This is a genomic window from Actinomycetospora sp. NBRC 106375, assembly GCF_030269665.1.
In the GTDB taxonomy this organism is placed as follows: Bacteria; Actinomycetota; Actinomycetes; order Mycobacteriales; family Pseudonocardiaceae; genus Actinomycetospora.
The window spans coordinates 1-5,550 of record NZ_BSTS01000052.1 but is presented as its reverse complement, the minus strand read 5'-3'; the positions used below and the strand labels follow the sequence as shown (position 1 = coordinate 5,550).

Genomic DNA, 5,550 nt, shown 5'->3' with positions numbered 1-5,550 from the left:
CAGCCCACGCCTCGACCTCGGCCACACCGACATCGTCGCCCACCGGCCAGACAAGATCTCATCCGACCGTCCCGACCAAGCCGACACGCCCAACAAGCCACCCATAAATCAGGCTGTAGTACTAGGCGTCGTCCTTGGCGCTCGGGATCGACGGCGACCAGGCCGACGTCGCCGACGAGCACCGACTCGTGGTGATCAGGCGCCCACAGGAGACGGCGTATCAGCCCTGCGTGGGCCACCACATCGTTGCCTTGGCGGCCGAGGACACGGACCTCGGGCCGCGCTCCCGCCCAGCTGTGCCCAGTGGTGAAGGCGTCCGTCGTCGAGCCATAGCTCCGGGCGAGCAACGCCGCGATGGCGTCGTGCTCGTCGACGCCGACGCGGGTCTCGCGGCGCCAGTCCCAGACGATCTGTGGTTCGTGAACGTCATCCGTCTGTCTGGGCCACGGTGCGCTCGCAGTCATCAAACGACGCGGCGATCGGCATCGCGGCCAGCGACATCGCCCATCAGGACCGCCCCTGGCCCTCGAAGACGGCCCAGGTACTGCGGTGGGCGTCAGCAGCCGGTCGCTCCATGGACCTCTATGCCCGCCTGAACCCCGCCACACGCTCTAGACCGGCAACTGATCGTCGCGCTCTCACCCGGCGATCGCGCAGCCCAGCCCGGTTGCCCGCTGAGGCCTCAAGGCCGGCGGGCCGAGAGCGCCTCCGGCGCCACATCGACGCCGCTGCGCGTCGGCCGGCGCTGGAGGGCCCCGGAGCTTGATCGGGTCGCCCCTCCCGGTAGTAAGACCTGGTCTCAGAACCTCCGCGCGCGAGACGGGCAAACGGGGTTGACCAGCTAGAGCACTACTCTAGAGTGGTGCTCTGTGGGAGCGCGTACGGCGTTGGTGCAGGCCGCGGTGGCCAGTGTCCTCGAGCAGGGCTGGGATGCCACGACGATGGCCCATGTTCGTCGTGAGGCCGGTGTGTCCAACGGATCGTTGTTCCACCACTTCCCCCAGCGAGGCGACCTCGCAGCCGCGGTGATCGCGACGGCCCTACACGACCACCAGCACGTCCTGCTCACCGCGCTCGCTCGATCACCGACCGCCCTCGACGGGGTGACCGGAGTGGTCGAGGCGCATCTGGGATGGATCGGCCGGAACCGGGAGTTGGCGCGGATGTTGCTGGGGACCGGCACCGATCAGCTCCGGGCGCAAGCCGAACAGGGCGCCCTCGCGGCCAGCCGGGCGTTCTTCGACCAGCTCAAGGCCTGGCTACGCGATCACGGCTGGACCGGTGAACCGTCGTTCCCGGTGCTGCACGCGCTGTGGATCGGGTCGGCCCAGGAGTACGCGCGGGCGTGGTTGGCCGCACCCGACAGGTACGACATGCCCAACGCCGCGCCGGCACTGGCGGCGGGTGCCTGGGCGGCTCTGGCCCCGTTGCTGGAGAGCCAGCCGTGACCCCCACCGGTGCCAGCATGAACTCCGAGGCCATGCTGCGCCGCGCTCTCCACGGTGTCGACTCCGTCGTAGACGGGGCGGCGGAACGGGCCTGGTCGCGGTCCTCGCCGTGCCCTGACTGGAACGCGAGAGCGGTCCTGGGTCACCTGATCGATGTGAGCGCCCAGATCGCCGGCCTGATGCGCAACCAACCCGCCAGCCCGTGCACCGAGGTCGCAGCACTTGAAGAGCTCGTAGGACAGCGACCTGCATCGGCGTGGGCGTCCGCCCACGCCCAGATCCTCGAATCCCTCGCCGACGCCTGCAGCTCGACGATCCAGACCGCGCGCGGACCCGTCGCCCACGAGCAGGTGCTGCTGATGGTCACTGTCGAGCCGCTCATCCACGGCTGGGACCTCGCCCGCGCCCTCGAGTGCCGCGACGAGCTCGATCCCGACGTGGTCGAGGCCGTGCTCCCCGGCGTTCTCGCTGCGCGCCAAGAAATGACCGCGACCGGCATGTACGCCCCGCCCGTTCCCGTCCCCGCCCACGCCCCAGTGCGGGACCAGCTGCTGGCCGCGCTGGGAAGGACACCATGAGCGACGTCGTCCTGGTCCACGGCACCACCCAGAACAGCGCCGGGTTCGACGCCCTGGTGGCCGCGCTCGCCGCGCGAGGTCACCGCGCACTCGCCGTCGACCCCCCCCCGCGTCCCGGCCGCCTCGGCTGCCGCATACGCCGAACACCTCGCCGCGAGCCTGCCCGGCGACCTCGAGCACCCCGTGGTCGCGGCCCATTCCGCCGCCGGGTTGCTCCTGCCCGCCCTGTCCGAGCGACTCGACGCCGCACACCAGGTCTGGCTCGCGGCCGCGGTCGCCGACCACGCAGGCGGACGCAGCTTCGCCGACGAGGTCGCCGCCGACCCGCTGGCCGTGCTCACCCCAGAGTGGGCCGGCCTCGACCCCACCACTGACCCCGTCCTGGCGACCTACTTCCTGTTCCACGACGCCGACCTGGCCACCCTGCGTGCCGCGCTGTCGACGGTCACCGCCTGCGACCTCTCCACCGTCTATCGCGAAGTGCCTGTCATCGACCCCGCCGCACGACCCTCCACCTACCTCTTGCCGACCGGCGACCGGGCTCTCCGAACCCAGTGGATGACCCACGTCGCGCGTGAACGACTACACGTCGAGCCGACCCCGCTCGAGGGCGGCCACAACCTCTACACCGCCCGACCCGAACCCGTCGCCGACGCCATCGCCCACGCCGCCGACACCAAGCCCACGAACCCCTGAGTTCATCGAGCTCGCCCAAGACCTGGTCTCAGAGTTGGGTGGTCGAGACGAGTCGGCGGAGGTTGATCATCGAGACGGCGAGCAGCAGCAGGGGTCGGACAGTGGTCTCGGTGCGGTCGTAGCGCAGCCCGAGCCGCTTGAACCGCAGCAGCCAGGACACGGTGCGCTCGACGACCCAGCGGTGACGTCCGAGCTTGGACTTGTCCTCGACGCCGCGTCGGGCGATGCGCACCTTGATCCCGCGTCGGTGCAGATAGCGGCGACAGCGGGGGTAGTCGTAACCCTTGTCGGCGTGCAGCTTCTCGGGTCGCCGTCGAGGTCGGCCCGGGTGGTGGCGGTGGCCGCGAACAGCAGGGTGTTGGTCTCGAGCAGTGGCTCAAACAGCTTGCTGTCGTGGGTATTCGCCGCGGAGAGCAGCACGTGCAGCGGCAGTCCGTGGTGGTCGACCAGCAGGTGGTACTTCGAGCCGGGCTTGCCCCGGTCGGTGGGGTTCGGGCCGGTCAGCTCGCTCCCCTTTTCGCCCGCACCGACACCGCGTCGACGCTCGCCCGCGACCAGTCCAGCACCTCGGAGTCGGACAGTTCGTCGAGCACCCGCTGGTGCAGCCGCTCCCACACCCCCGCGACCTGCCAGGCGCGGAGCCTTCGCCAGGCGGTGTGCCCGGACCCGACGCCGAGTTGCTCGGGCAGGTCACGCCAGCGGCAGCCGGTGTTCAGCACGAACAAAATGCCCTCCAGCGCGGCCCGGTCGGCGATCGGTGGCCGCCCACCCGGCCCGCGGGCCGGTGGACGCGGCGGGATCAGCGGCTCGAGCAGCCCCCACAACCGATCATCGACCAACCGCTGCTGCTCGGACTTCGCCATGACCAACGATTAGATCTTGCTCGGTCACCTCCGCTTCGGAGCGACACACTATGAGTTCTGAGACCAGGTCTAAGTGCCCCAGTCCTGGGGGACGGCGCGTCGGGCGGGGGTGGGGGACGCCCTCCTGATGCGGTGATCGGGATTGGCTTCCCACGCATCGAGGAGGACGTCCGTGCCGAACGCTAGCGGTCTCTCACGGGGTGATCGGAACCGGAACAAGCGCCTGGACCGGCTTCGGGCGCTCGTGCCGATGACGAACGCGGTGCTGGGCATCGACCTCGCCGACCGCAAGCAGGCGGCGGCGCTGACCGATCACGACTCGCGGGTGCTGGCCCGACGCCGAGCGGTGTGCCGCGCGTGGCAGCTCGGGCCGGTACTGGACTGGGCAGTCGAGCAGGCCCGGGCGGCGGGGTTCACGTCGGTGACCGTCGCGTGCGAAGCGACCGGGCACCGCTGGCAGGTCCTCGAGCGCCTGGCCGCCGAGCGCGGCCTGAACATGGTGTGCGTGCAGAGCCTGCTGGTGTGGCGGGCCCGGGAGGGCGAGGACCTGACCTGGGACAAGTCCGACCCGAAGGACGCGATGCTGATTGCGCGGTTGACCACCCAGCTGCGCTGCTACGAGCCAGAGACCAGCGACGGCACGTGGTCGCGGCTGCGCCAGCTCGGTGCCCGCCGCCGCCGGCTGCTCACCGAGTCGACCGCGTGCGGTCAGCAGCTGCGTGACCTGCTCGAGTGCGTGTGGCCGGCGGCGTTGGAAGCGGCGAAGCGCCCGCTGGAGTCTTCGTCGTGGTGCGCGGCGATCGCAGTGGTGCTCGCCCGCGCCGGCGACGGCGACCTGTCCGGGGTGCGGCGGATGGGTCAGGCGCGATTTGTCGCGGCGGTGCGCCGCGAGCTGCCGTCATGGGGGACGACGCGGTGGTGCCGTCGCATCGTGGAGGCCGTGTTCGCCGCGACCGATGATGCCGTCGGGCTGGTCGCTCATCGGCGCGGGACGTTGGAGCGGGCTGGGTTCGTGACCGCCGACTGGCGCGAGGTCCGCGCCCGGCGCACCGAGGTCGAGACGCGGATGCTGGGGGTGCTCGATGAGCTCGAGCTCACCGAGCTGGTCGGCTCGATCGCGGGTGTCTCGGTGATCGGGGCGGCGGCGGTGCTGGCCGAGTCCGGGAACCCGGCGCGGTTCACCACGCCGCGGGCGCTGGTCAAGCACGCCGGGCTCTGCCCGCGCGAGGACTCCAGCGGCGAGCACCGCGGGCACTCCCGACTTTCGGGACGCGGGCGGCCCGAGCTGCGCACGGCGGCGTGGCGGGCCACGTGGGGCGCCCAACACGCCAACCCGGTGCTGCGTGCACGTCATCAGCACCTGACCACCCGCGAGCACAACCGCCTGGCTGGGATGCAGGCCCGCGCCGCCTGCGCGGCGACGCTGCTGCGCTGGCTGCACGCCGTGGTCGTGCGTCGCGTCCCCTGGGACCCCGACGTCGCTGCCGGCCGACGACCCCAGTCCGTGGTGGTTGCGGCGGACACCTCCGCCGGCGCGCCCATGGGGACGGTGATCAGCGCCGCCTGACCCACCGGCCCCGCCTCCTGCGAGGCCTAAGGGGCCTACTCCGAGTCGCGCCGCGGCTCCTCTGACCGCGGTCCGGCCGGCAGGTCGGTCCGCTGGGTGAGCAAGCTCCACCCTCCCAGGGAGGCCCGAACATGGGACCTCGCCCTTGATCATGAGCAGCTCGCCCGACCTGTTCCACCAAGCCCGATTACGCGCTGTCGAGGCCTGCCAAGCTTGGTGGGTCAGGACCTCGTTTCTTGCTATGCAGGGATGAACAGGTCGGCGAGACACCCGCTAGTGCTGCGTCAGGCAACGTTGGGTAGGTAATCGGGCCTGCGGATCTTGGAGTTGGCGGCGAAGCGGCGTTTCGGGGTGGCGTGGCGGTTGTGCCAGCGGACGTATCCGGCGATCGCTCGCTC

General features: G+C 71.0%; 5 protein-coding genes and 1 pseudogene. 4 read left to right on the top strand and 2 right to left on the bottom strand.

The genetic code is table 11. The features are described from left to right. A partial coding sequence (locus QSK03_RS33355; protein ID WP_502872250.1) for a GNAT family protein occupies nt 1-464 on the bottom strand: 464 nt, incomplete at its 3' end. 438 nt (nt 465-902) lie between these two features. On the opposite strand from QSK03_RS33355, the gene QSK03_RS32720 reads away from it, so the two are divergent. The 3 genes from QSK03_RS32720 to QSK03_RS32710 all read left to right on the top strand — a co-directional run bounded on the left by QSK03_RS32720 (nt 903) and on the right by QSK03_RS32710 (nt 2,722). Further along, the gene (locus tag QSK03_RS32720) at nt 903-1,448 is read left to right on the top strand and encodes a TetR/AcrR family transcriptional regulator (RefSeq protein WP_285660004.1); all 546 of its coding nucleotides are present in this window, start codon (nt 903-905) and stop codon (nt 1,446-1,448) included. A gap of 17 nt (nt 1,449-1,465) precedes the next feature. After that, nucleotides 1,466-2,026, top strand: a complete 561-nt coding sequence (locus tag QSK03_RS32715) for a TIGR03086 family metal-binding protein (RefSeq protein ID WP_352232089.1) — start codon at nt 1,466-1,468, stop codon at nt 2,024-2,026. Between the two features lie 183 nt (nt 2,027-2,209). After that, complete coding sequence (locus tag QSK03_RS32710; protein WP_285660003.1) at nt 2,210-2,722, top strand: alpha/beta hydrolase; 513 nt, start codon at nt 2,210-2,212, stop codon at nt 2,720-2,722. 28 nt (nt 2,723-2,750) lie between these two features. Here the strand turns inward: QSK03_RS32710 and QSK03_RS32705 are convergent. Continuing rightward, a pseudogene (locus QSK03_RS32705) lies at nt 2,751-3,585 on the bottom strand (IS5 family transposase). A 250-nt stretch (nt 3,586-3,835) separates the two neighbouring features. Here QSK03_RS32705 and QSK03_RS32700 point away from each other — a divergent pair. After that, entirely contained in the window at nt 3,836-5,152 is a 1,317-nt protein-coding gene (locus tag QSK03_RS32700) for an IS110 family RNA-guided transposase (protein ID WP_285660002.1), read from the top strand. Nucleotides 5,153-5,550 lie beyond the last annotated feature (398 nt).

Excerpts from the sequence above, each read along its gene's own strand:
- QSK03_RS32715 (WP_352232089.1), top strand. The coding sequence starts at position 1,466 with ATGAACTCCGAGGCCATGCTGCGCCGCGCTCTCCACGGTGTCGACTCC.
- QSK03_RS32700 (WP_285660002.1), top strand. The coding sequence starts at position 3,836 with ATGACGAACGCGGTGCTGGGCATCGACCTCGCCGACCGCAAGCAGGCG.